Annotated in this window: 23 protein-coding genes; 11 read left to right on the top strand and 12 right to left on the bottom strand. The window is 61.6% G+C overall.

The features are described 5' to 3' along the window. Positions 1-62: 62 nt before the first annotated feature. From Q0908_RS03215 to Q0908_RS03205, 3 genes are all read left to right on the top strand, one after another. Positions 63-350 (top strand): co-chaperone GroES, encoded by a 288-nt coding sequence (locus Q0908_RS03215; protein WP_299152040.1) that lies wholly within the window; start codon positions 63-65, stop codon positions 348-350. 53 nt (positions 351-403) lie between these two features. After that, on the top strand, positions 404-2,038 hold the full coding sequence (gene groL, locus Q0908_RS03210; protein ID WP_299280998.1) for a chaperonin GroEL: 1,635 nt from the start codon (positions 404-406) through the stop codon (positions 2,036-2,038). 185 nt (positions 2,039-2,223) lie between these two features. Then, complete coding sequence (locus tag Q0908_RS03205; RefSeq protein WP_366868642.1) at positions 2,224-3,042, top strand: DMT family transporter; 819 nt, start codon at positions 2,224-2,226, stop codon at positions 3,040-3,042. Here the strand turns inward: Q0908_RS03205 and Q0908_RS03200 are convergent. Next, positions 3,008-3,460 (bottom strand): NUDIX domain-containing protein, encoded by a 453-nt coding sequence (locus tag Q0908_RS03200; protein ID WP_299280996.1) that lies wholly within the window; start codon positions 3,458-3,460, stop codon positions 3,008-3,010. The two genes, Q0908_RS03205 and Q0908_RS03200, sit on opposite strands and share 35 nt — an antisense overlap. A 71-nt stretch (positions 3,461-3,531) precedes the next feature. On the opposite strand from Q0908_RS03200, the gene Q0908_RS03195 reads away from it, so the two are divergent. Together Q0908_RS03195 and Q0908_RS03190 are read left to right on the top strand one after the other, a co-directional pair. After that, a complete protein-coding gene (locus tag Q0908_RS03195) occupies positions 3,532-4,305 on the top strand; it encodes an alpha/beta fold hydrolase (protein ID WP_299280995.1) in 774 nt (257 codons plus the stop codon). Next, positions 4,292-5,434 carry an alpha-D-ribose 1-methylphosphonate 5-triphosphate diphosphatase gene (locus tag Q0908_RS03190; RefSeq protein ID WP_299280994.1) on the top strand — a complete coding sequence of 381 codons (1,143 nt, stop codon included), beginning with the start codon at positions 4,292-4,294 and terminating at the stop codon, positions 5,432-5,434. The genes Q0908_RS03195 and Q0908_RS03190 overlap by 14 nt, the downstream gene beginning before the upstream one ends. Before the next feature lie 8 nt (positions 5,435-5,442). On the opposite strand, the gene Q0908_RS03185 is transcribed toward Q0908_RS03190, so the two are convergent. The 3 genes from Q0908_RS03185 to Q0908_RS03175 all read right to left on the bottom strand — a co-directional run bounded on the left by Q0908_RS03185 (position 5,443) and on the right by Q0908_RS03175 (position 7,292). Then, the gene (locus tag Q0908_RS03185; protein WP_299280993.1) at positions 5,443-6,510 is read right to left on the bottom strand and encodes a 5-(carboxyamino)imidazole ribonucleotide synthase; all 1,068 of its coding nucleotides are present in this window, start codon (positions 6,508-6,510) and stop codon (positions 5,443-5,445) included. After that, on the bottom strand, positions 6,503-6,997 hold the full coding sequence (gene purE, locus Q0908_RS03180) for a 5-(carboxyamino)imidazole ribonucleotide mutase (RefSeq protein WP_299280992.1): 495 nt from the start codon (positions 6,995-6,997) through the stop codon (positions 6,503-6,505). Before purE ends, Q0908_RS03185 begins: the two co-directional genes overlap by 8 nt. 70 nt (positions 6,998-7,067) lie before the next feature. Next, positions 7,068-7,292 carry a DUF465 domain-containing protein gene (locus tag Q0908_RS03175; protein WP_299280991.1) on the bottom strand — a complete coding sequence of 75 codons (225 nt, stop codon included), beginning with the start codon at positions 7,290-7,292 and terminating at the stop codon, positions 7,068-7,070. Positions 7,293-7,448: 156 nt separating this feature from the next. Between Q0908_RS03175 and Q0908_RS03170 the strand changes: the two genes are divergently transcribed. From Q0908_RS03170 to Q0908_RS03160, 3 genes are all read left to right on the top strand, one after another. Beyond that, positions 7,449-7,877: an Hsp20 family protein gene (locus Q0908_RS03170; RefSeq protein ID WP_299280990.1), complete on the top strand. Its 429-nt coding sequence runs from the start codon at positions 7,449-7,451 to the stop codon at positions 7,875-7,877. Further along, positions 7,874-8,098: a DUF1150 family protein gene (locus Q0908_RS03165; RefSeq protein ID WP_299280989.1), complete on the top strand. Its 225-nt coding sequence runs from the start codon at positions 7,874-7,876 to the stop codon at positions 8,096-8,098. Before Q0908_RS03170 ends, Q0908_RS03165 begins: the two co-directional genes overlap by 4 nt. Before the next feature lie 132 nt (positions 8,099-8,230). Further along, on the top strand, positions 8,231-9,103 hold the full coding sequence (locus tag Q0908_RS03160; RefSeq protein WP_299280988.1) for a PhzF family phenazine biosynthesis protein: 873 nt from the start codon (positions 8,231-8,233) through the stop codon (positions 9,101-9,103). A gap of 132 nt (positions 9,104-9,235) precedes the next feature. Here Q0908_RS03160 and Q0908_RS03155 read toward each other — a convergent pair whose 3' ends face one another. From Q0908_RS03155 to trxB, 3 genes are all read right to left on the bottom strand, one after another. Next, complete coding sequence (locus tag Q0908_RS03155; RefSeq protein ID WP_299280987.1) at positions 9,236-10,939, bottom strand: bifunctional sulfate adenylyltransferase/adenylylsulfate kinase; 1,704 nt, start codon at positions 10,937-10,939, stop codon at positions 9,236-9,238. 133 nt (positions 10,940-11,072) lie between these two features. Then, positions 11,073-12,758, bottom strand: a complete 1,686-nt coding sequence (locus tag Q0908_RS03150) for an adenylate/guanylate cyclase domain-containing protein (RefSeq protein ID WP_299280986.1) — start codon at positions 12,756-12,758, stop codon at positions 11,073-11,075. Between the two features lie 156 nt (positions 12,759-12,914). Then, positions 12,915-13,910 carry a thioredoxin-disulfide reductase gene (gene trxB / locus Q0908_RS03145; protein WP_299280985.1) on the bottom strand — a complete coding sequence of 332 codons (996 nt, stop codon included), beginning with the start codon at positions 13,908-13,910 and terminating at the stop codon, positions 12,915-12,917. A 190-nt stretch (positions 13,911-14,100) separates the two neighbouring features. Here trxB and Q0908_RS03140 point away from each other — a divergent pair, with 190 nt between their 5' ends. Continuing rightward, the gene (locus Q0908_RS03140) at positions 14,101-14,601 is read left to right on the top strand and encodes an Lrp/AsnC family transcriptional regulator (protein WP_299280984.1); all 501 of its coding nucleotides are present in this window, start codon (positions 14,101-14,103) and stop codon (positions 14,599-14,601) included. A 15-nt stretch (positions 14,602-14,616) separates the two neighbouring features. Here Q0908_RS03140 and Q0908_RS03135 read toward each other — a convergent pair whose 3' ends face one another. The 5 genes from Q0908_RS03135 to lgt all read right to left on the bottom strand — a co-directional run bounded on the left by Q0908_RS03135 (position 14,617) and on the right by lgt (position 18,681). Beyond that, complete coding sequence (locus Q0908_RS03135) at positions 14,617-15,357, bottom strand: Hint domain-containing protein (protein ID WP_299280983.1); 741 nt, start codon at positions 15,355-15,357, stop codon at positions 14,617-14,619. Positions 15,358-15,582: 225 nt separating this feature from the next. Continuing rightward, positions 15,583-15,735 (bottom strand): hypothetical protein, encoded by a 153-nt coding sequence (locus Q0908_RS03130; RefSeq protein ID WP_299280982.1) that lies wholly within the window; start codon positions 15,733-15,735, stop codon positions 15,583-15,585. A gap of 242 nt (positions 15,736-15,977) precedes the next feature. Beyond that, a complete protein-coding gene (pgeF, locus tag Q0908_RS03125; protein ID WP_299280981.1) occupies positions 15,978-16,733 on the bottom strand; it encodes a peptidoglycan editing factor PgeF in 756 nt (251 codons plus the stop codon). Continuing rightward, positions 16,730-17,788 carry an SAM-dependent methyltransferase gene (locus Q0908_RS03120; protein ID WP_299281290.1) on the bottom strand — a complete coding sequence of 353 codons (1,059 nt, stop codon included), beginning with the start codon at positions 17,786-17,788 and terminating at the stop codon, positions 16,730-16,732. Before Q0908_RS03120 ends, pgeF begins: the two co-directional genes overlap by 4 nt. Further along, positions 17,785-18,681 (bottom strand): prolipoprotein diacylglyceryl transferase, encoded by an 897-nt coding sequence (gene lgt, locus Q0908_RS03115; RefSeq protein ID WP_299280980.1) that lies wholly within the window; start codon positions 18,679-18,681, stop codon positions 17,785-17,787. Before lgt ends, Q0908_RS03120 begins: the two co-directional genes overlap by 4 nt. Before the next feature lie 96 nt (positions 18,682-18,777). Here lgt and Q0908_RS03110 point away from each other — a divergent pair, with 96 nt between their 5' ends. After that, a complete protein-coding gene (locus tag Q0908_RS03110; protein ID WP_299152130.1) occupies positions 18,778-19,017 on the top strand; it encodes an accessory factor UbiK family protein in 240 nt (79 codons plus the stop codon). Between the two features lie 342 nt (positions 19,018-19,359). Further along, on the top strand, positions 19,360-19,860 hold the full coding sequence (locus Q0908_RS03105; protein ID WP_299280979.1) for a YbjN domain-containing protein: 501 nt from the start codon (positions 19,360-19,362) through the stop codon (positions 19,858-19,860). Positions 19,861-19,877 lie beyond the last annotated feature (17 nt).

The raw sequence follows: 19,877 nt of genomic DNA, 5'->3' as shown, positions 1-19,877 counted from the left end.
GATAACGGGGCTCTCGACTGGGGGCCATAGGGAGAAACTTTGAGCCTGAAGGAGCTGCAAAGATGGCATTGAAACCGCTTCATGACCGCGTGCTGGTACGCCGCACGGAAAGCGAAGAGAAAACCGCCGGTGGACTTATCATCCCCGAAAGCGCCAAGGAAAAACCAAGCGAAGGCGAAATCGTGGCCGCAGGCCCTGGCGCACGTAAGGATAGCGGTGAGCTGATCGAAATGGCCGTGAAGGCAGGCGACAAGATCCTGTTCGGCAAGTGGTCCGGCACCGAAGTCACCATCGACGGCGAAGAGCTGCTGATGATGAAAGAATCCGACATCATGGGGATCATCGAGTAAGCGCCCGCGCTCTCTCTGCCCCCTCTTCAAGACACTCTCAAAGGAGATAGAATATGGCTAAGGACGTCAAATTCGATACAGACGCACGCGACCGTATGCTCAAGGGCGTCAACACGCTCGCCAATGCCGTCAAAGTGACACTGGGCCCCAAAGGTCGCAATGTGGTGCTCGACAAATCCTTCGGTGCCCCCCGCATCACCAAGGACGGTGTATCGGTGGCCAAGGAAATCGAACTGGAAGACAAGTTCGAGAACATGGGCGCGCAGATGGTCAAGGAAGTCGCTTCCCGGACCAATGACGAAGCGGGCGACGGCACAACAACCGCTACCGTTCTGGCGCAGGCCATCGTCAAGGAAGGCATGAAATCCGTCGCTGCGGGCATGAACCCCATGGACCTCAAGCGCGGCATCGACATGGCGACCCTGAAAGTCGTCGAGGCGATCAAGGCAGCTGCCCGTGACGTGACCGACAGCGACGAAGTTGCCCAGGTTGGCACTATCTCGGCCAACGGCGAAGCGGAAATCGGTCGGCAGATCGCGGACGCGATGCAGAAAGTCGGCAACGAGGGTGTGATCACCGTCGAGGAAAACAAAGGCCTGGAAACAGAGACCGATGTTGTCGAAGGCATGCAGTTCGACCGCGGTTACCTGTCGCCCTATTTCGTGACCAATGCAGACAAGATGACAGCCGAGCTTGAGGACTGTCTGATCCTGCTGCACGAAAAGAAACTGTCCTCGCTGCAGCCCATGGTGCCCCTGCTCGAGCAGGTGATCCAGAGCCAGAAGCCCCTGCTGATCATTGCCGAAGATGTCGAGGGCGAAGCCCTTGCCACGCTGGTTGTGAACAAACTGCGCGGCGGTCTGAAAATCGCGGCTGTTAAAGCCCCCGGCTTTGGCGATCGTCGCAAGGCGATGCTGCAGGACATCGGCATTCTGACCGGCGGTCAGGTGATCTCCGAAGAGCTGGGCATGAAGCTGGAATCCGTTACCATGGACATGCTGGGCACCGCCAAGCGCGTTCAGATCACCAAGGACGAGACCACAGTGATCGATGGTGCCGGTGAAAAAGCCGAGATCGAAGCACGCGTGACCCAGATCCGCGGCCAGATCGAAGAAACCACATCCGATTACGACAAGGAAAAACTGCAAGAGCGTGTTGCCAAATTGGCAGGCGGTGTTGCCGTGATCCGCGTTGGCGGCATGTCCGAAGTCGAAGTGAAAGAGCGCAAGGACCGTGTGGACGACGCCCTGAACGCGACCCGTGCGGCCGTGCAGGAAGGTGTTGTCGTCGGTGGTGGCGTTGCACTGGTGCAGGCTGGCAAATCGCTGGACGGTGTCAAAGGCGAGAATGCGGACCAGGACGTCGGGATCTCGATCGTGCGCAAGGCTATCGAAGCGCCTCTGCGTCAGATCGCCGAGAATGCCGGTGTGGACGGCGCCGTTGTTGCGGGCAAAATCCGCGAGAGCGACGACCTGACATTCGGCTTCAACGCGCAGACCGAAGAATATGGCGACATGTTCAAGTTCGGCGTCATCGATCCGGCGAAAGTCGTGCGCACAGCGCTGCAGGATGCGGCCTCGGTTGCGGCCCTGCTGATCACCACCGAAGCGATGGTGGCCGACAAGCCCGCCAAAGACGGCGGCGCGCCTGCAATGCCCGACATGGGCGGCATGGGCGGCATGATGTAAATCACGCCAGCCTTGTGTTGATTGAGAGGGGTCGCTTTCGAGCGGCCCCTTTTTTGTTGATCGGAGGGCGGGACTGTTTTGCCCAAAGGTCAAAAGGCGCCCACCCACCGACCCCAAGGCTGGACTGTGCTCTGAAACGGGCGTACCGCTCGCATATGCGTTTGTTCCTGCTCACTGTTTTGACCATGACGGCTTTTGCTGCCAATTCGGTGTTGAACCGGATGGCCGTCGACAGCGGCGCGATTGATCCTTCGAGTTTCGCGATGATCCGCACGTTGTCGGGGGCGCTTGCGCTGTGCATGGTGTTGACCGTGCGCGGTGGGGGGCTGCCGATCTTTGTGCGGGGCCGTGTGCTGGGGGCCACCAGTCTGGCCGCCTATATGATCGGGTTTTCACTGGCTTACGTGAGCCTTGACGCGGGCCTTGGCGCGCTGATCCTGTTTGGGACGGTGCAGATCACAATGTTTGGCTGGTCCGCCTTGCGCGGCAGTGCCCCGTCAACCCGACAGATCATCGGGGCATCGGTCGCATTTCTGGGTCTGGTCATCGCCTTGTGGCCGGGCGAGGGGGCGGCCGGTGATGCGGGGGGATCGGTTCTGATGGTGATCGCGGGGCTTGGCTGGGCCGCTTATACCTTGGCGGGCAAGGGCGCGCGCGACCCTGTGGCCACCACGGCGGCCAATTTCGTCGCGGCCTTGCCTTTGCTTGTGCTGTTGCTGTTAGGCGCGGGATTACACGCGGCACCCTCCGGTATTGCGCTCGCGATCCTGTCGGGCGCGCTGACTTCAGGCCTCGGCTATGCGCTTTGGTATCATGTGTTGCCGCAGTTCGCAGGCCAGACCGCAGCCGTGGTGCAGTTGAGCGTGCCGATCATCGCCATCGCGGCGGGGGCTGTTCTGCTTGGAGAGAGCGTCACGCTCGCGATTGGGCTGGCGGCGCTTTTGGTGCTGGGCGGGATCGCGCTGGCGGTTATGTCACCAAGCGTTCCAGCGGATCGTAGCTGATCCCGTCGCCGTCAAAGGCCACATCCGCCAGACTGTCAGTTTTGTGGGGCACCTCTGCGAGTTCCGCGCGGGTCAGCCACCGGCGCAGGGTCACGATGCCTTCGGGGTCGCGCCAAACGTCAGGTCGGGCCGTGCCGGGCGCGATGGTGCAGCGAAAGAACAGCTCGACCTGATGAAACCGGCTGCCGGGGTCGTGGTATTCGTTCACAAGGCAGGGCGCGCCGACGTCGACCGTCAGACCGGTTTCCTCATGAACTTCGCGGGCCAGATTGGCAGGCAGGCTTGCGTTCACCTCGACCCCGCCACCCGGTGCGCACATGAGCGGGCTTTTCACCTCATGCCATGCGTTGACCATTAGCAGGCGGCCCTCCTCAACAATAATGGCGCGCACGGCGAGGCGCGGGGATTTTGGGCGCATGAGCAGCTTTCTTGCATTTGGACGGAGCGTTTCTGTTTCATATGACGGCCCGCAGCGCTATCTCAAGCGGTATGAGAGTTTTGACCGCCCTTTTCATCGTGACGCTCGGCACCTTGGCTGCGCGCGCGGACTGCGTTGTGCTACTGCATGGGCTTGCGCGCACAGAGGCGTCGTTGATCGTCTTGGAGCAGGCGCTTGAGGCACAAGGCTACCGGGTGGTGCGCCCCGGTTACCCATCGACGTCTGAAACGGTGCAGACTCTTGCGGGCGAGGTTGTGCCGCAAGCCATGGCGCAATGCGGCGACGATACAGTACATTTCGTGACCCACTCGATGGGTGGGATTCTGGTGCGCTACTGGTTTGCCAACCATGACCGACCCGGCCGTTTGGGGCGCGTGGTGATGATGGGCCCGCCCAATCGCGGCAGCGAAGTTGTCGACACGCTTGGCGATCTTGAGGCCTTTGGCTGGCTGAACGGACCTGCGGGCGGGCAGTTGGGCACAGGCGTCAACAACCTGCCACGGCGTCTGCCTGCCGTGGATTACGAGGTGGGGATAATCGCTGGAAATCAGTCGCTTAACCCTTACTTCTCATCCCTTTTGCCGGGGCCGGATGATGGCAAGGTGTCGGTCCTGTCCACCCCCGTTGCGGGTATGCGCGACCATATCGTTTTGCCGGTCACCCACACGTTCATGATGAACAACCCCAACGTCATTGCACAGGTCGCGACCTTCCTTGAGAATGGGACGTTTGACCGCGAATTGCGGTGGGTGGATGCGGTGCTTGAGCAGTTGGGCTGCGATGATGGCAATTGCTTTCAGGACGAGGTCGATGCTGGAAATTGACCTGGTTGGTGCGGATGTGCTGACCCCTGAGGGCTTTGGGCCTGTGCCGCTGTCACTGTCAGGTGGGCATATTGTGGCTGACCGCGTTGGGCGGGATGTGAATCTGAGTGGATACAAGGTGTTGCCCGGCATTATTGATGTGCACGGTGACGCGTTCGAGCGGCACATGGCCCCGCGGCGTGGCGCGATGAAACAGATGGCCGAAGGCTTGGTTGCGGTTGAGGCGGAATTGGCTGCCAACGGGATCACCACGGGCGTTCTGGCCCAGTTCATCAGTTGGGAAGGTGGATTGCGCAGTCTTGAGTTCGCGGATCAGGTCTTTGGTTCCCTGCGCGATGCAAAGGACGCGTTGGTCACTGATTTGCGCCCGCAATTGCGGTTCGAAATCAGCCTCCTGGACCTTTATGAGGACTTGCCACAGCGCATCAGGGATTGGGACGTTGCCTATGTCGTGTTCAACGATCATCTGCCCCATGATCGGTTGGCCGAAGGGCGTAAACCACCGCGACTAACGGGGCAGGCGCTGAAGGCTGGGCGCAACCCCGAGGCACACTTTCAGATGTTGTTGGACCTGCACGCGCAGGCGATGCAGGCCCCCGAGGCGTTGGGCCCGCTTTGTGCAGCGCTGACGGCGCAAGGTGTAAAGCTGGGCAGTCATGACGACGCCACATCGCACGGACACCACGCGTGGCACGCGCGCGGCGTCGCGGTGGCGGAATTTCCCGAAACGATTGAGGCGGCGGAGGCGGCGCAGGGCGTGGGCAATACGGTCGTTCTGGGCGCGCCGAATGTTGTGCGGGGCGGGTCGCACAAGGGCAATGTCTCGGCCCTTGATCTGGTGGCGATGGGACTGTGCGATGCGCTGGCCTCTGATTATCACTACCCCTCGCCGCGCCGCGCCGCCTTGATGCTGGCGCGCACCGGTGTGCTTGATTTCGCGCAGGCGTGGGCCCTCGTGTCGTCGGGCCCTGCGGTTGTCCTGGGCTTGGAGGATCGAGGGATGCTGGCACCCGGCAAGCGCGCCGATATCGTTGTGCTGGACGCGCAGGACCGGGTGGCCGCCACCCTGTCGGGCGGGCGCATCAGCTATATGTCGGGCGACATCGCAGAGCGGTTTCTGGCGGGCTGAAGACCGCCTTACGAAGTGATGCGGTTGATGTGGCCCATCTTGCGGCCCTTGCGCGCCTCGGCCTTGCCATAGAGATGCAGCGCCGTGTTCGCCTCGCGCGCAAGGTCGGGAACCCTGCCCATGTCATCGCCGATCAGGTTTTCCATGGTCACATCAGAGTGCCGCTGCCCATCCCCCAAAGGCCAACCTGCGACGGCGCGGATGTGCTGTTCAAACTGATCGACCACGCAGCCATTTTGGGTCCAGTGGCCGGAATTGTGCACGCGAGGGGCGATCTCGTTCACGATCAGGCCCTCGGCCGTCACGAACAGTTCCACACCCAACACACCGACATAATCAAGCGCATTCAGGATGTTCGCCGCCAGCAGTATCGCATCGGTGCGCTGGCTGGCGCTTAGGCGGGCGGGCACGGATGTGGTGTGCAGGATGCCGTCGCGGTGCACGTTTTCGCCCGGATCGAAGCAGGCCACAGCCCCATCTGCCCCGCGCGCTGCGATCACGGAGACCTCATGGCTGAACTCCACAAACCCTTCGAGGATCGCGGGGGCGCCGTTCATGTCCGCCAATGCGGCCTCGGCCTGGTCTGGGGCCATGATCCGCGCCTGCCCCTTGCCGTCATAGCCAAAGCGGCGGGTTTTGAGGATCGCGGGTGCGCCGACCTCGTCCAGTGCGGCCATCAGCGCGGCCATGTCCGGCACGTCCGCGTAAGGCGCTGTGCGCAGGCCCAGATCGCTCAGGAACGCTTTTTCGACCAAGCGGTCCTGACTGACACGCAACGCTTCTCGCCCGGGGCGGATCGGTGCGTGATCTTCAAGCGCATCGAGCGACAGAGTGGGGATGTTTTCAAACTCATAGGTGATCACATCGACCGTGGTGGCAAAGGCAAAGAGGGCGTCGTTGTCCTCAAACGGGGCGGTTGTGACAAGGTGGGCGACATCGCCAGCCGGGGGCAGGGGGCCAGGATCAAAGATATGCGTCTTGAACCCAAGGCGGCTTGCGGCCACGGCCAGCATGCGGCCCAACTGACCACCGCCCAGGATACCGATGGTCGATCCTTGCGCCAGCGGCTCAGTCATTTTGAGGTTCCTCGGGGATAGAGGCGGACAAATCGGCGCGCCACGCCTCCAGACGGGCGGCCAGTTCTGCGTCAGAGGTGGCGAGAATGCCGGCAGCCATCAGGCCCGCATTGGCAGCCCCTGCCGCACCAATGGCCATTGTGGCCACGGGAAAACCGCGCGGCATCTGCAGGATGGAATAGAGGCTGTCCACACCCGAAAGTGCCTTGGTCTGCACCGGAACGCCGATCACTGGAACGCGGGTTTTGGAGGCCATCATGCCGGGCAAATGGGCGGCACCGCCTGCTCCTGCGATGATCACCTTAAGGCCGCGGCTGACAGCCGTCTTGCCATAGTCCCACAACCGATCCGGCGTGCGATGGGCCGACACGATCCGCGTTTCGTAGGGGATGTCCAACGCGTCCAGCATCTGCGCGGCTTCGGTCATGGTGGGCCAGTCCGACTGGCTGCCCATAATGATGCCGACGGCGGGGGTCTGATCTGTCATTTCAAGGCCCTGATTGGCGAAAAAACCGCACTATAGCCAGATGGAACCGGGTGGCAATGGAGTGTCGCGATCAGGCAATGATATCGGGGGTCAACCGGTCATCGATGATGGCGATCTTGTCCTTGAGCTGGAGTTTCTTCTTTTTCAGCCGCTGGATGGTCAATTGATCGGCGGTGCCCAATTCCTGCATGGCCCGGATCGCCTCATCAAGATCGCGGTGTTCCTGACGCAACACTTCAAGCTCGAACCGCAGCACGTCGTCTGTTTTCATCGACAGGTCCGAAGGGGCGTTCATGGTGTGATTCCAAGCCGTTGCAGAACCCACAATATAATCACGCGTTTGCGACACGCCTAGCCCTTGTTCCAGTCAACGTTACCGCCCATATTCAAGAAACCGCCGCCGAACCCGGGGTGGGCACCTGACTGTCGCTTGATCAAAAGGACGTGTCGCATGACGAAAATGACTTTGGGCTCGTACCCCCATATGCTGGGATTTGAGCAACTTGAACGGCTTCTGGAACGCACTGCAAAGGGCAGTGAAGGCTATCCGCCGTTCAATATCGAACAGACTTCGGATCATTCCTACCGGATCACTCTGGCTGTGGCCGGGTTCGCGGAAAGCGATCTGTCCATCACGGTCGAAGACCGGCAGCTTGTCATCCGCGGACGCCAGTCCGATGAGAGCGAAGGACGTATATTTTTGCATCGCGGTATTGCCGCGCGCCAATTTCAACGCAGTTTCGTATTAGCAGAAGGTGTCGAAGTGGGCGAGGCTGTGATGGAAAACGGGTTGTTGCACGTTGATCTGACCCGCGCCCAACCCGAAACGATTGTCCAGACCATCAAGATCCGGGCAACACACGGAAAGGAAACGTCATGAACACTGCTTTTGATTTGAACGCCGATGTGGGCCGGATGGTCTATGTCAAACCTGTTCTGGTGACGGACCTCCCAAGCGAGGTGCGCGCGCAGGCCCAAGGTCTTGACCAGCTTTTTGCGGTGCATGACGCGGAAGGCCAGCAATTGGCCCTCGTGGCGGATCGCAAGATGGCTTTTGCCCTGGCGGTTCAGAACGACTACGCCCCGCAGCCCTTGCACTGATACAGGTGCGATCCAGCCCCGCGATGCTGTGGGGCTGGGTGATTGTCGGGGTTGGCCGCGTTCACGTTGGTCTTGTGTCCCCTCTCTGCTCAGACCAGAAATGGTGCGTTGTTCGGCGTCTGAGGAGTTTCCATGACATTCGATGTTGATTGGGTGGATGCGTTCACCAGCGCCCCGTTCGGGGGGAATGGCTGTGCTGTGGTGCATGGGGGTGCTGTGTTGGACGATGCAACCTGCATGGCGCTTGTGCGCGAAACGTCCCTTGTGGAGTGCACATTCACCGGCCCCTCCGACACTGCCGATATCCGCGTTCGATATTTTCTGGCCAGCCGGGAGATTCCGTTTGCAGGTCACCCGACCGTGGCCACTGTCGCGGCCCTGCGCCACCGTGGTCTGATCGCGGATGGGCCGCTGACGCTCGAGACGGGCGCCGGTGTGGTTGCCGTCGAGGTCGAGGGCATGCGGGTGAAGATGACCCAGATCGCGCCGCAGTTCGGATCATATGCGGAGGCGGACATCGTGGCCGCGGTCGGTGGCATTGCGCCCGATCTGATCGTACATCCGCCCCGGGTTGTCTCCACCGGTTTGCCGTTCTGTATCACGGTTCTGAAGGACCGCGCGACCCTTGAAAGCCTGCGTTTTGATCAGGATGCCTTTGGCATGTACCTTGATCATTTGGGCGTGCAGGGGGGCACGGACATGATGGAGCCGTTCTGGGTGACCCAGACCGGCGCGACGGCCTCGGGTGACACCTTTGCACGGCTGTTGATGGCCCCGCCAAGCCCCGCCGAAGACCCCTTTACCGGGTCGGCGACCGGCGCGATGGCGGCGTATCTGTGGTCCGAAGGGTTGCTGGCGGCCCCTGACTTTGTCGCCGAGCAGGGTCACGGGATGGGACGGCCCGGACGTGCATCCGTCCGTGTGCTGGGTTCGCGCGGTGCGATCACGGGGGTTGAGGTGTCAGGCTCTGCGCATGTGCTGATCAGCGGCACTTTGCATCTGTGATCCAAAGGGCGCTGCGCGACGCGATGTTTTAGGTGGCGCTGCCCCCGGCCAAAGGCCTCCCCCGCGGTACTTTTGGTCAAAAGAAACAGGATGGGGCGTGGTAAGGCGGAGGTGTCCTCCGCCTCGTTGGGTTCAGATCAGGCCCATGCTCTCGAGTTTCAGCAGGACCTGGTGGGCGCAGTTGTCCACATCCACATTTTCCGTTTCCACCCGGAGTTCGGGGGTCTCGGGCACGTCGTAAGGGTCCGAGATGCCTGTGAATTCCTTGATCTTGCCTTCGCGTGCCAGCTTGTAGAGACCCTTGCGGTCGCGCCGCTCGCATTCCTCGATCGAGGTGGCGACATGGATTTCGACAAAGGCCCCAAAGGCTTCGACGTCCTCGCGCACGGCCCGCCGGGTGGTGGCATAGGGCGCGATGGGCGCGCAGATCGCGATGCCGCCGTTCTTGGTGATTTCGCTCGCCACATAGCCGATCCGGCGAATGTTGAGATCGCGGTGTTCCTTCGAAAAGCCGAGTTCCGAGCTGAGGTTTTTGCGCACGATGTCCCCATCAAGAAGGGTGACGGGGCGGCCCCCCATCTCCATCAGTTTGACCATAAGCGCGTTAGCGATGGTGGATTTACCCGAGCCGGAAAACCCGGTGAAGAAGACGGTGAACCCTTGCTTGCTGCGCGGTGGACGGGTGCGGCGCAATTCGGCCACCACTTCGGGGAACGAGAACCATTCGGGGATTTCGAGCCCTTCGGCCAGGCGGCGGCGCAGTTCGGTGCCCGAGATGTTGAGGATAGTAACGTTGTCGCGGTCGGCGATTTCGTCATTGGGTTCGTATTGGGCGCGCTCCTGCACATAGACCATGTGTTTGAAGTCGACCATTTCGATGCCCATTTCATCCTGATGTTCGCGGAACAGGTCCTGCGCATCATAGGGGCCGTAGAAATCCTCGCCCTTGGAGTTGGCACCGGGGCCGGCGTGATCGCGGCCCACGATGAAATGGGTGCAGCCGTGGTTTTTGCGGATCAGCCCATGCCAGACCGCCTCGCGGGGGCCTGCCATGCGCATCGCGAGGTTCAGCAGGGACATGGACGTGGTCGCTTGCGGGTACTTGTCCAGCACCGCCTCGTAGCAGCGCACCCGGGTGAAGTGATCGACATCGCCCGGTTTCGTCAGCCCCACGACGGGGTGGATCAGCAGGTTGGCCTGCGCCTCGCGCGCGGCGCGGAAGGTCAGTTCCTGATGCGCGCGGTGTAGCGGGTTACGGGTCTGGAAGGCTACAACTTTGCGCCAACCCATCTTGCGGAAATAGGCGCGCAACTCGTTGGGCGTGTTCCGCTTGGCGCGGAAATCGTAGTGTACGGGCTGCTGGATCCCGGTGACGGGGCCACCGAGATAGACCTCGCCCGCGGTGTTGTGCAGATAGTTCACTGCCGGGTGTGCGCTGTCGTCCGCACCAAAGACTTTTTCAGCCTCGTGGGATTTGTTCGGCGTCCAGCGGTCAGTGACCGTCATGGTGGCGAGGATCACGCCCTCCTGATCGCGCAGGGCGATATCCTGACCGACCTCGAGCGTGTCGGCGAATTTCGCGGAGACATCGAGCGTGATCGGCATGGGCCAAAGCGCGCCATCGGTGGTGCGCATCGTGTCCACGACGCTGTTATAGTCCGCTTCGCTCAGAAACCCTTTGAGCGGGTTGAACCCGCCATTCATCAGCAGCTCGAGATCACAAATCTGGCGCGGCGTCAGATCCCAGCTGATCAGGTCCCCGGCTTCGGCTTTCAGCTTTTGGGCGCTGTCATAGGATACGAACAATTCAGGGATCGGGGCAAGATTGGTGCTCATTATTACTCGGCTTTCTTGGTCAACTCACGTGCGGTTGTGCGCGGGTTAAACGCTGATTCGGATTAATGTCTAGCGTTGTTTGGGCGATTTGGGGGCGTCGGCGAAAAGCCGTGCCTTTCATGTTGCGCCTCCCTCAGGCTGGCGCGCGTGATTTGAGCATGTCGCCCAAACGGGTGGCGTCAGCGATGGGCAGTGCCTTGAGCGCGCTGTCCCGGCCGCGCAAAGACAGATCAACCAGCGTATCGTGGGCCACCTCCTTGCCCGACGCCCGCAGCACGTCGATTGAGATCAGCGCCTGCACCCCAAGCGCCTTAGTCTGTCCTTCGAGCCGTGAGGCGGTGTTGACGGTGTCGCCGATCAGGGTGCGGGGGGCCTGGCCGGCGGCCCCGATCTCTCCCAATACGACATTGCCCAGATGCACGCCGATCCCGATGGCGACCGGTGCGCTGCCTTCGGAGTCCAGCGTGGCGTTAAATTGCTCGAGCGCAACCCCGATCCCTTGCACCGCGTCCAAGGCGGCCCGTGCCGAACTCGCCCCGTCGCGCGTTTCGAACACGGCCATCAGCCCATCGCCCATGTATTTGTCGACAGTGCCGCCGCTGGCTACGATGGGCGGCACGATTTCGTCAAAGAACCGGTTGAGCAGGAAAACAACGTCATAGGGCAGTTGCCCATCGGTGCGTGCCGTAAACCCGCGCATGTCCAGAAACAGCACCGCCAGTTGCGCCTCTTTCCCCTGACTGGCATGGGCGCGGCTGCGCTTGCCGTCGCTGGCAAAAACGCGAAACACGGTCAGTGGCGTGTTGGGGCTGACCTGACAGGCCAGCCGCGCATTCGGGGGCGCACCCACGGCCTTGAGGCTGCGCGCTTCGGCGGCGGAGGGGGGCGGCAGATCGCTCAATCCCACTTCGACGATCACGCGACAGGTGGTGCAGCGCCCGCGCCCGCCGCACAGCGCGGTATGCGCCACGCCGCTGGTGCGCGAGGTTTCAAGCAGGGTCTGGTTGCGCGGCGCACGCACGGTGGGGCCGTCCACATAGGTGATCCGCACAGGCTTGCGGATTGCGGCCAGCGTGCGCCGGGCGACAAAGATCAGGCCCGTCAGGCCAAGGATCGTCCAGATCGCACGCGTGCCAAGCTGATCTGCGGTGGCCAGTTGCGCAAACCCCTCTGCATCGGGCCAATTCCAGACGTCATAGGCCACGTCCCGCGCCCGCGGATCGCTCAGCAGCCCGTCGATGACCCGCGCAAAGTTCACGTAGCCCATCAAGGCCAGCGTCGGGATCAGCACGGCCAGCGCAATCATCCAGGGCATGAGGGCTGGCCACCACCGTGTGAGGCGCAGCCACATGTGCAGCCCTATGCACCCGTGTGCCCATGTGACCGTCAGCAACACCGCCTGAAGCCAGCCATCGCTGGTGCCCCAGATCAGCGTGGTCACATAGCCAAACATCGGCGTAACATCGAGCATGCCCACGGCCCCGCGCGTGTAGACAACGTGGCTGATCAGCAGCAGCGGTATGGCGAGGCCAAAGGCGATCTGGATGGCGTCCGTCACAGGCATGCGCAAGGTTCGGGCCAGCGCAATGCGCGACAGGGCCAGCACCATATGAATGCTCAGCGCCATCAGGGTGATGATCGTGCCGGGAACGGATCGGATGACGCTCAGCCGTACGGCCTGCACCGCATCAAAGGCTGTCGGCGAAATCAGCACGGTCGCGAGGTTGAGCAGATGCGCGGTCACATAGACCATCAGGACAAGGCCGGAAATGATCCGTAGACGCACAGCCCAACTGCCGCGCCACAAGGCCTGTGTCATGTCCGTCCTCATGTGTTGGTCGGCTCAGAGTGACCTGCGCGCGCGCGTGGGTCAATGATGGGGGTGGTGTGCGGCCCCTTGGTGGGGCGTCCGCTTGGAGCAGCGGCCTGCATACAGGGCAGACGTAAGGCGGACGTGTCGTCCGCCCGTCTTTGATTACTCTGCGACCGCGCCATATCCCAAGGGGAGGCTGGTCTCTTTGCCTTCGTCCAATTCGTTTTCCGCGATGAAACGCTCAGCCTCGAGTGCGGCCATGCAGCCCATGCCGGCAGAGGTGACGGCTTGGCGGTATTTGTGATCGGTCAGGTCACCTGCCGCAAACACGCCGGGGATCGAGGTTTCGGTGCTGTCGGGCTTGGTCACAACATAGCCGCCCATGTGAGTCTCGAGCACGTCCTTGACCAGCTCGTTTGCGGGCGCGTGCCCGATGGCCACAAAAACGCCCTTGGCCGGGATATCCTTGATCTCGCCCGTCTTCGTATGCTTGACCTTGATCCCTTCGACGCCAAGGGGAGAGTCGGTGCCATAGACCTCTTCAAGTTGGTGAAACCACAGCGGCTCGATCTTGGGGTTCTTCATCAGCCGGTCGATCAGGATCTTTTCGGCGCGCAATTCATCGCGACGGTGAACGAGGGTCACTTTCGAGGCGAAGTTGGTCAGAAACAGTGCCTCTTCGACCGCGGTGTTGCCGCCCCCGATCACCACGATTTCCTGGCCGCGGTAAAAGAACCCGTCACAGGTCGCACAGGCGGACACGCCAAAGCCTTTGAACTTCTCTTCGGTGGGCAGGCCCAGCCATTTGGCACGTGCGCCTGTGGCCAGAATGATGGCGTCGGCAACATAGACCGTGCCGCTGTCGGATTGCGCCACAAAGGGCCGCTTGGAAAAATCGACGGAACTGATGATGTCGCCGATGATCTCGCAGCCCATCGCCTTGGCGTGATCCTGCATCCGCACCATGAGGTCAGGGCCTTGCACCTCGGTATCGCCGGGCCAGTTTTCGACCTCGGTGGTGGTGGTCAGCTGCCCGCCCGGTTCGATCCCCTGCACAAGGATGGGGTTCAGCATCGCACGGCTGGCATAAACCCCCGCCGTATAACCCGCAGGGCCAGAGCCGATGATCAGAACCTTGGTGCGTTTGGTATCAGCCATGAGGGCCCCCTTGATATGGTGTGCAGCCCAACCGATATAGCCCTGCGCGGGGCGGGTTTGAACCCTGATGTTACCGCTGTGGCCCGACGCCTCAAATTCCAGCCGGATTTCATAAAGTTGCGCGAATACGAAACATTATTGCGCACGGACGCGGTGCTGCTATAAGAACCGAAAAATTAAGGAGCCTCCAGTGGCAAGCACGCGCCTAGACCCGATTGACCGCAAGATTCTGGCCGAGTTGCAGGCCGATGGTCGCATGACCAACGTGGAACTGGCCAAACGGGTTGGCATTTCAGCCCCGCCCTGCCTGCGCCGGGTGCGCACGCTTGAGGAAAACGGCTACATTCGCGGCTATCACGGCGACGTGGACGCGCACGAGCTGGGCTTTGAGGTGCAGGTTTTTGCAAATGTGGGTCTTGCCAGTCAGGCCGAGGCGGACCTGAGTGCGTTTGAAGACCGCTGCCGCGCGTGGCCGTTGGTGCGCGAGTGTCACATGCTGAACGGCGAGGTCGATTTCATTCTGAAATGCGTGGCCCCCGATCTGTCCAGCTTTCAAAGCTTTCTGACGGGCGAGTTGCTGACGACCCCGAACGTCGAATCGGTCAAGACATCGCTGGTGATCCGGCAGGCCAAGGATGCCCCTGGCGTGCCGTTCGATGTGCTCGAGGAGCGGTTGGCCAAAATGGCCTGACCGTCGCGGTGGCGCTTAGTCTTCGGCTTCGGGGGCGCGCGGATGCGCCAGAGGGCCGAAATCCGTCATATGCGCGATATGCGCAAACATCGACAGAAACAGATCACGTTGCGCATGGGTGACCGTGCGTGCCGCACTCATGCCGGGGTGGAACGTTTCAATCGCGATCCCGCCCACGTCGATTGCAGCGTGGCGTGACAGACAGATGTGGAACAGCCGGATCGGGGTGGGGGGCACGACTTCGATCACATTGACGCCGTCGACGAAGGCGCTGACCGGGGTCAGCAGCGGCGCGCCACCCGTCGTGCCGCGCAGATGGGCGGGCGTTTGCAGGATACGCGCGCCCGGACCCACTGTCACAAAGGAGGCGGGCCGCGATTGCCCAAAACTGTCGGCCATGATCCGGATCAGCGGCACGCGCCGCCCCGCATCCGCGGGCACAAAATTGGACGACCCGATCCACACGACCTGCGCAGCCTCGCCCGAAGTCGTGTTCAGCCAGTTGCCGGGTTGCAGGTCTTCGATTGCGATCCCGCCATGCGGGCTGGACAGCACCACACCGCGTGCAAGGGCCGAAAAGGCCGACTCGAACAGTGGCAGGGCCGGGGCCTTCAACGTCGCGATCGAGCGGCTCCCATCTGCGCGCAACGCCGCCACCTCGAACAGACGCGCAGGGGGCGCGTCGGGACGGGCCGAATGGCTGAAAAATCTATCGGTATCTGTGCGGGGGACCCGCAGGGCAGCAGTCTGTATCATGTGTAACCTCATCTTATCGGTCACATCTGTGTCGGCCCCCACCGACGACGACAGATGGAATATGTCCATGTGCCTGAGCAATGCGCGATAATTCTTGTTTTTGGATTAAACTGTCAAAAAATAGGGGACGTTAAACACAAAAGACGCACCAATGGCACGTCTTTTAGCGGAATTGTTCAGCCGGGGCTAGGCCCACGCGCCATATTTTGATTCGGTTGTGTCCGCTCAGGCCGACTTGCGCAGATGGGTGGGGGTGATGGTGTCGTTCTTGCGCTTGGCGATAAAGGCCGCGCGGCGGGCCCCACGTGCCCAAGGCATCTGGGTTGTGTTGGCTTCGGCGGATTTGATCACCGATTTGATGAAGCGTGCGTTTGTCATGTCTCTGCCCTCTGAGCGTTTTGATACGGTCGGGTCTGTTGCCCGTCTGAGGATCAAAATGGCGGGGCAATCGGGCAGGTTTTTGACGATTTGTCGAAAAATACAGCTATTTTTCTGGGCGTTGTCGGGCAAATGGGGCAGCGCGGTGAGCCTTGTTTTCAACAGGAATGGCCGCGTGATTGGCCACGTCCTGGAAACAATGCGGCTGGGGTTGGGCAAACCCTGCCTCGTTTGTGCCCCACTTACAGCGCGATGGCCGAGATCAACCGCCCGTAATCGGGGTCTTTGGCGTGTACGGACCGGCGGTAGGAATAGAACCGATCCGGGTCGTAGTATGTGCAGTGGCGCGTCCATTCCGCCGATGCTATCCCGGCGGTGCGCAGGCGGGCCAGCCCATAGCCGGTCAGATCAAAGTGCATCCGGTCCCCGTCACCACCAGCGAAAAAGCGGGTGTTGTCCGGATCTTCGTCCAGAAATGTGTCAAAGAATTCGGGTCCGACCTCATAGGCGCGTTGACTGATCGAGGGGCCGATGACCGCATGGATCTGGTCGCGTTTGGCCCCGAGCGTGATCATGGCGTCAATCGTGGCCTCCAGCACGCCGCTTTGCGCGCCTTTCCAGCCCGCATGAGCGGCCCCGATGACCTGCGCGTCGTGATCTGCAAACAGCACCGGTTGGCAATCGGCCGTCAGGATCGACAAGGCTATACCGGGGGTCGCCGTGACAAGGCCGTCCGCCTTGGGCTTTTCGTTTTGGGGGCCGGTGACGTGGACCGCATCTGCCGAGTGGATCTGGTGCACGCCCGCGAGATGGTCGGCTGGCACGCCCATGGCGTCGGCCACGCGGGCGCGGTTGATGGCGACGATTTCGGTCTGGTCCGAGCTGCCGGTGCCGCAGTTCAAACCGGAGAATATGCCCGACGAGGCCCCCCCTTTGCGCGTGAAAAAGCCGTGGCGCAGGGGCGCAAGGCTGTCAGCGGTCAGTATTTCCAAGGTCATCTGGTCAGTCCCGGTGGCGGGGCGGCGTGATCTGGGAAGAGTCCCAATACTTTGAACAGGTTTCCCATTTCGTCCGGGTGCGTCAACCGCCGATGCGCGGCAATGTGTTGCTCGAGCGCCGTATCACGCAAGTGCTGGGCCAGTGTTTCGGCCCGTTGTGTGATCCCGAGCCGTTCGAGAAACACGCCTTGGGGGGTGATCTTGGTGTGCGCGGCGGGCGCGGCGGCCTGCGCCAAAGCCTCGAAATCGACATGCGCGGTGAGATCGGCGTTGCCCGGATCAGCCAGAGGATCGCTTGGCGTGTGCCCGCGCACCGCCTGTAACGTGTCGCCCTGGCTGCGCCAATCGCCATAGTCCACGATCAGCGCACAGCCTTGTGTCGCGATCCGAGGTGCGATGTGCCCCATCACGGCGGTGGCGGGCGCGCATAGTTCGACCAGATCGCCGTCAGCCGTGTCTTCACGTCTGTGGTCGAGTGCAGGTTGCGGCCCAAGAGGGGACAGTCCAAAGGTCAGCTGTCCATCGTCCAACCCCACGCATCGTTCCCGCCAGCCTCTGCCGTCGCGCACGAATTGGCGGATCGGCAGTGCGTCAAAAAACTCGTTTGCGACTAGCCAGAGCGGTCCGGGGGGGATGTCTTCGACCCCGTTGACCCATGTGGGCGTGCGATCCTTGAACATCTCCGCCTGCGCTTGGCGCAGCACGGGGGATGCCTCGACCAGAACGATCTGGGCGCTGGTATGGAAGCCACGCACTGTGGCCGTGGCGCGCAGAATATCAGCCATCAGCGTGCCACGTCCGGGGCCGAGTTCGGCAAGGACAAAGTCGGAAGGTGCCCCCTGGTCGAGCCAGCTTTGGGCCAGACACAGGCCGATCAACTCGCCAAACATCTGGCTGATTTCGGGGGCGGTGGTGAAATCACCCTGCGTGCCAAACGGGTCGCGGGTGGTGTAGTAGCCATGCGTGGGGTGCAGCAGGGCGGTGGTCATGTATTCGGCAATGGTGATCGGCCCCTGGGCCGCGATCCGCTTGATCAGCGCATCCCGAAGGGTCATGCCGCGAGGATTGCGCCGCGCCGCGCGCGCATGATCAGCCATGCCCCAAGCACAATCATGGGCAGGGACAGCAACTGACCCATGGTCAGCCCAAAGCCGCCCACGTGCACCGCCAGTCCGAGCGGGTTGCCCTCCGTTACGAATTGCGCGTCGGGTTGGCGTACGAATTCGACGGCAAAGCGCGACAGCCCATAGCCCGCAAAGAAGGTGCCGCAGGTGAGACCGGGCCGTTTGAATGCGCCGCGTCGCCAGACCAGCCAAAGCAGGACGATGAGCAACAGCGCCCCTTCGAGCATGGCCTCGTAAAGCTGTGATGGGTGGCGCGCGCAGGCCCCCACGATGTCCGGGCAATATTGTGCGGCCCGCCCTGGAAAGACCACGCCCCAAGGCAGCTCAGTCGGGCGCCCCCAGAGTTCGGCGTTGATGAAGTTGGCGAAGCGGCCCAGCAGAATGCCGGGCGGCACGCCGACCACGATGGCGTCTGCTGCCGTCAGTTTGTTGATATTGTGCCGGGTCGTATAGACCCAAGCCGCAATCACGACGCCGATCAGGCCGCCGTGAAAGGCCATGCCCCCTTCCCAGATGGCGAGGATCGCCAGCGGGTCGCCGAGATAGGCACCGGGTTGATAGAACAGCACATAACCAAGCCGCCCGCCGAGGATCACCCCCAGAATGATCCATGTCAGCATGTCCTCGATCTGGGCGGGGGTCATGACGGGGGTCTCGTTGGGCCAGAGCCGGGGGGCTTTGACCGTCATCACCACCAGCCGCCAGCCGATGATGATGCCCACGATGTAGGCCAGCGCGTACCAGCGCAGCGCAAACTCCATCCCCCACAGCGAGATCGAGAAGATGTCGGGCGAAATATCGGGGAAGGGGATCATGGCGTTCATCTGCGTCTGAATGCCTCTGCTTTGGGGCGAGGTCAACCTTGCCTCGTCCCGCCTTGCCCCCCATATATATCTCGAGTTTGAAAGGGAGCCTTAATGATGCAGGCACGTGGCAAGATTTTCGACGATATTTCGCAGTTGATGACCAATGCGATGGGTGTCGCCCAGGGCGCACGCGACGAAGCCGAGACGGCGATGAAGTCAATGATGGATCGCTGGTTGGCGGATCGAGACTTCGTGACCCGCGAGGAGTTCGACGCGGTGCGCGCGATGGCCCAGAAGGCCCGCGAAGAGAATGAGGCCCTCAAGGCCCGGTTGGATGCGCTTGAGGTCAAGTGATCCAATGGCGGCGCTGCCGCGCCATTTCTGACATTGAGAGCTGCGCGTGATCGCCCGGGACCCCCGGGCGGTTTTTGTTTGCGCGGTCGGACCCTCCGGGGGAGGTATTTTTGGCGAAAGGAAGATAAGTAGTGCGCAATGGCCATATATTTTGGGCGTATGGCCGAGTTGTCCCCAACTTATTGAGCTTATCCCCAAATAAAGGGTTGCCAGATGTCCTGCCCGCCGTCACCATATCTTGTAGAGGTACGGGGGGTCGCCCCGACATCTCAGAGCAGGCACCTAGCGCTTGGGGCGCTGCCAGCCCCTTTCGCTAAAAAAGCGAACAAAAGAGGTGGCGATATGGCACTTTCCGAGCAGTTCCTGGAAGACGACATTCATCCAATCGATATTGTCGAACATCTGGCCGAGCACCATGAGTGGGATTTCGACCGCATTGCGGATGATCAGATTGCCATGGCGGTTGAGGGGCAATGGCGCACCTATTCTCTGACCTTGGCCTGGTCAGGCTATGACGAGACATTGCGCATGGTCTGCACCTTCGAGATGGAGCCGCCTGCCGAGAAGCTGGGCGCGCTTTACGAGCTTTTGAACCTCGTCAATGATCAATGCTGGGCTGGTGCCTTCACCTATTGGGAAGAGCAGAAGCTGATGGTCTATCGCTATGGTTTGGTGCTGAGCGGGGGGCAGATGGCCAGCCCGGATCAGATCGACACCATGATCGGGGCCGCTGTGATGAGTGCGGAGCGGTATTATCCTGCGTTGCAGTTGCTCGTCTGGGGGGATCGCACCCCCAAGGATGCCATTCAGGTCGCCATTGCAGAGGCCTATGGCCGGGCGTAACCTGACCCTCTGATCTA

It is taken from the genome of uncultured Tateyamaria sp. (assembly GCF_947494755.1).
Lineage (GTDB): Bacteria > Pseudomonadota > Alphaproteobacteria > Rhodobacterales > Rhodobacteraceae > Tateyamaria.
The sequence above is the reverse complement of the archived record's forward strand: the minus strand, read 5'-3'. Positions and strand labels throughout refer to the sequence as shown.

What these genes read in the sequence shown, in the direction of transcription:
- Q0908_RS03215 (WP_299152040.1), top strand. Translation starts at nt 63, where the DNA reads ATGGCATTGAAACCGCTTCATGACCGCGTGCTGGTACGCCGCACGGAA.
- groL (WP_299280998.1), top strand. Translation starts at nt 404, where the DNA reads ATGGCTAAGGACGTCAAATTCGATACAGACGCACGCGACCGTATGCTC.
- Q0908_RS03205 (WP_366868642.1), top strand. Translation starts at nt 2,224, where the DNA reads ATGACGGCTTTTGCTGCCAATTCGGTGTTGAACCGGATGGCCGTCGAC.
- Q0908_RS03200 (WP_299280996.1), bottom strand. Translation starts at nt 3,460, where the DNA reads ATGCGCCCAAAATCCCCGCGCCTCGCCGTGCGCGCCATTATTGTTGAG.
- Q0908_RS03195 (WP_299280995.1), top strand. Translation starts at nt 3,532, where the DNA reads ATGAGAGTTTTGACCGCCCTTTTCATCGTGACGCTCGGCACCTTGGCT.
- Q0908_RS03190 (WP_299280994.1), top strand. Translation starts at nt 4,292, where the DNA reads ATGCTGGAAATTGACCTGGTTGGTGCGGATGTGCTGACCCCTGAGGGC.
- Q0908_RS03185 (WP_299280993.1), bottom strand. Translation starts at nt 6,510, where the DNA reads ATGACTGAGCCGCTGGCGCAAGGATCGACCATCGGTATCCTGGGCGGT.
- purE (WP_299280992.1), bottom strand. Translation starts at nt 6,997, where the DNA reads ATGACAGATCAGACCCCCGCCGTCGGCATCATTATGGGCAGCCAGTCG.
- Q0908_RS03175 (WP_299280991.1), bottom strand. Translation starts at nt 7,292, where the DNA reads ATGAACGCCCCTTCGGACCTGTCGATGAAAACAGACGACGTGCTGCGG.
- Q0908_RS03170 (WP_299280990.1), top strand. Translation starts at nt 7,449, where the DNA reads ATGACGAAAATGACTTTGGGCTCGTACCCCCATATGCTGGGATTTGAG.
- Q0908_RS03165 (WP_299280989.1), top strand. Translation starts at nt 7,874, where the DNA reads ATGAACACTGCTTTTGATTTGAACGCCGATGTGGGCCGGATGGTCTAT.
- Q0908_RS03160 (WP_299280988.1), top strand. Translation starts at nt 8,231, where the DNA reads ATGACATTCGATGTTGATTGGGTGGATGCGTTCACCAGCGCCCCGTTC.
- Q0908_RS03155 (WP_299280987.1), bottom strand. Translation starts at nt 10,939, where the DNA reads ATGAGCACCAATCTTGCCCCGATCCCTGAATTGTTCGTATCCTATGAC.
- Q0908_RS03150 (WP_299280986.1), bottom strand. Translation starts at nt 12,758, where the DNA reads ATGACACAGGCCTTGTGGCGCGGCAGTTGGGCTGTGCGTCTACGGATC.
- trxB (WP_299280985.1), bottom strand. Translation starts at nt 13,910, where the DNA reads ATGGCTGATACCAAACGCACCAAGGTTCTGATCATCGGCTCTGGCCCT.
- Q0908_RS03135 (WP_299280983.1), bottom strand. Translation starts at nt 15,357, where the DNA reads ATGATACAGACTGCTGCCCTGCGGGTCCCCCGCACAGATACCGATAGA.
- Q0908_RS03130 (WP_299280982.1), bottom strand. Translation starts at nt 15,735, where the DNA reads ATGACAAACGCACGCTTCATCAAATCGGTGATCAAATCCGCCGAAGCC.
- pgeF (WP_299280981.1), bottom strand. Translation starts at nt 16,733, where the DNA reads ATGACCTTGGAAATACTGACCGCTGACAGCCTTGCGCCCCTGCGCCAC.
- Q0908_RS03120 (WP_299281290.1), bottom strand. Translation starts at nt 17,788, where the DNA reads ATGACCCTTCGGGATGCGCTGATCAAGCGGATCGCGGCCCAGGGGCCG.
- lgt (WP_299280980.1), bottom strand. Translation starts at nt 18,681, where the DNA reads ATGAACGCCATGATCCCCTTCCCCGATATTTCGCCCGACATCTTCTCG.
- Q0908_RS03110 (WP_299152130.1), top strand. Translation starts at nt 18,778, where the DNA reads ATGCAGGCACGTGGCAAGATTTTCGACGATATTTCGCAGTTGATGACC.
- Q0908_RS03105 (WP_299280979.1), top strand. Translation starts at nt 19,360, where the DNA reads ATGGCACTTTCCGAGCAGTTCCTGGAAGACGACATTCATCCAATCGAT.